A 2973-nucleotide genomic window follows, 5' to 3' on the forward strand; every position below is an offset into this window, starting at 1 on the left:
GAGCTTCGCCGAATGGTCGAGCGTGTTCGGCGACGCCAAGATGACCACCGCCCTGCTGGATCGGCTGACCCACCACTGCCACATCGTCGAAACCGGTAACGAGTCCTATCGCCTGCAACACAGTAGCTTGGCGGCCCAGGCCAAGATCAAATCACGGGAGCGAAAGCGTAAGGGCGGCCAGGAACCGGAGGACGATGAGCCGTTCTGATTTCATGGTGACGACGGCCTGCTGCATGGCTGCATGTGGCAGGTCTTCAACAGCTGAACTGGGACAGCGAGGGAGTGGGGGCAACAGCAGCTGCGCTGGTAGACTTATCCACAGTTGCTGGTAACAAAATCAGCAATCCGCCCTGGGTCAAATTTCAATCGGCAGGGTGGGTCAATTTTCCATCAGCGCCAACACTGGCTGTTCAGCGACACGCCCAAGGGTGCCACGGCCAGCGCACAGATCTACAGCCTGATCGAAACCGCCAAGGCCAATGGCCAGGAGCCTTACGCCTGGCTGCGCCACATCCTCGAACGCCTGCCGGCCGCCAATAGCGTCGAGGATTACGAAGCGCTGCTGCCGTGGAATTGCTCGCCAGTGAGCGCATCCTGACAGACCCGCCCCATCAGCAGTAGGTGGGGTTTATGGAGCGGTTACCCTGGTAACAGACCTGACGCCCGGCCGATCCGGCGGCGGCAAAGGCAAGGGGCGCTTGCCGGAACCGGTCGAGCGCATCATCCGCGAGCTGCTGCAAAAGCGCTTCCTGACCAAGCAGAAACGCAGCCTGGCGGCGTTCCACCGCGAAGTCGCGCAGGCGTGCAAAACCCAGAAGCTGCCGGTGCCGGCGCGCAACACCGTGGCCCAGCGGATTGCCGGACTACACCCGGCGAAAATAGCCCGCAGCCGGGGCGGGCAGGACGCTGCCCGTCCCTTGCAAGGCGCGGGTGGCATTCCGCCCGAAGTCACCATGCCGCTGGAACAGGTGCAGATCGACCACACCGTCATCGACCTGATCGTGGTCGACGAGCGCGACCGGCAACCGATTGGCCGCCCATATTTGACCCTCGCCATCGACGTGTTCACGCGCTGCGTACTCGGCATGGTGGTCACGCTGGAAGCGCCGTCCGCCGTCTCGGTCGGCCTATGCCTCGCGCATGCCGCCTGCGACAAGCGGCCCTGGCTGGAAGGGCTGAATGTGGAAATGGACTGGCCGATGAGCGGCAAGCCCAGGCTGCTCTATCTGGACAACGCGGCCGAGTTCAAAAGCGAAGCGCTGCGCCGTGGCTGCGAACAGCATGGCATCCGGCTGGACTATCGCCCACCAGGCCAGCCGCACTACGGCGGCATCGTGGAACGGATCATCGGCACGGCGATGCAGATGATCCACGACGAATTACCGGGGACGACCTTCTCCAATCCCGGCCAGCGCGGCGAGTACGATTCCGAGAAGATGGCCACCCTGACGCTGCGCGAGCTGGAGCGCTGGCTCGCGTTGGCGGTAGGCACCTATCACGGCTCCGTGCACAACGGCCTGCTCCAGCCGCCGGCCGCGCGCTGGGCCGAGGCCGTGGAGCGCGTTGGCGTCCCGGCCGTCGTTACCCGCCCCACCGCGTTTTTGGTCGATTTCCTGCCGGTGATCCGCCGCACCCTGACCCGCACCGGCTTTGTCATCGACCACATCCACTACTACGCCGACGCCCTCAAGCCGTGGATTGCCCGGCGCGAGCGCTTGCCCGCCTTCCTGATCCGGCGCGATCCGCGCGACATCAGCCGCATCTGGGTACTGGAACCGGAAGGTCAGCACTATCTGGAGATCCACTACCGCACCTTGTCCCATCCGGCCGTCACCCTCTGGGAACAACGCCAGGCGCTGGCCAAATTGCGTCAGCTCGGGCGCGAGCAGGTGGACGAGTCGGCGCTGTTCCGCATGATCGGGCAGATGCGCGAGATCGTGACCACCGCCCAGAAGGCCACGCGCAAGGCGCGGCGCGACGCTGATCGCCGCCAGCACCTCAAGACGTCGGAGCCACCGGCCAAGCCCATACCGCCGGATGTGGACATGGCTGACCCGCAGGCAGACAACCTGCCGCCGGCCAAACCGTTCGATCAGATCGAGGAGTGGTAGCCGTGGACGAATATCCCGTCATTGACCTGTCCCACCTGCTGCCAGCGGCACAGGGTTTGGCCAGGCTGCCGGCAGACGAGCGCATCCAGCGCATTCGCGCCGACCGCTGGATCGGCTACCCGCGCGCGGTCGAGGCGCTGAACCGGCTGGAAACTCTGTATGCGTGGCCGAACAAGCAACGCATGCCAAACCTGCTGCTGGTCGGCCCCACCAACAACGGCAAGTCGATGATCGTCGAGAAATTCCGGCGGGCGCACCCGGTCGGCACCGACGCTGACCAAGAACATATCCCGGTGCTGGTCGTGCAGATGCCGTCAGAGCCATCGGTGATCCGCTTCTATGTCGCGCTGCTGGCTGCGATGGGCGCGCCGCTGCGCCCGCGCCCACGGCTGCCGGAAATGGAGCAACTGGCGCTGGCCCTGCTGCGCAAGGTCGGCGTGCGCATGCTGGTGATCGACGAACTGCACAATGTACTGGCTGGCAACAGCGTTAACCGGCGCGAGTTCCTCAACCTGCTGCGCTTCCTCGGCAACGAGCTGCGTATCCCCCTGGTCGGGGTCGGCACGCGCGAGGCGTACCTGGCCATCCGTTCGGACGATCAGTTGGAAAACCGCTTCGAGCCGATGCTGCTGCCGCCGTGGGAGGCCAATGAGGACTGCTGCTCGCTGCTGGCCAGCTTCGCGGCGTCACTCCCGCTACGGCGGCCATCCCCGATTGCCACGCTGGACATGGCCCGCTACCTGCTCACCCGGAGCGAAGGCACCATCGGCGAGCTTGCACATCTGCTGGTGGCGGCGGCCGTCGCCGCCGTGGAGAGTGGCGAGGAAGCGATCAACCACCGCACGCTCAGCATGGCCGACTA

General features: G+C 65.3%; 2 protein-coding genes and 2 pseudogenes. All 4 read left to right on the plus strand.

Annotated elements, in window-relative coordinates:
* Positions 1-208: pseudogene (gene istB / locus MF6396_RS27890) on the plus strand (IS21-like element ISPst3 family helper ATPase IstB); the annotation flags it as partial.
* 186 nt (positions 209-394) lie between these two features.
* Positions 395-598: pseudogene (locus MF6396_RS27895) on the plus strand (transposase domain-containing protein); the annotation flags it as partial.
* Positions 599-698: 100 nt separating this feature from the next.
* Entirely contained in the window at positions 699-2111 is a 1413-nt protein-coding gene (locus MF6396_RS27900; protein WP_016851621.1) for a Mu transposase C-terminal domain-containing protein, read from the plus strand.
* Positions 2112-2113: 2 nt separating this feature from the next.
* Positions 2114-2973: TniB family NTP-binding protein (locus MF6396_RS27905; protein WP_078482013.1), on the plus strand; the 860-nt coding region annotated here is incomplete at its 3' end.

It is taken from the genome of Pseudomonas sp. MF6396 (genome assembly GCF_002018915.1).
In the GTDB taxonomy this organism is placed as follows: Bacteria; Pseudomonadota; Gammaproteobacteria; order Pseudomonadales; family Pseudomonadaceae; genus Aquipseudomonas; species Aquipseudomonas palmensis.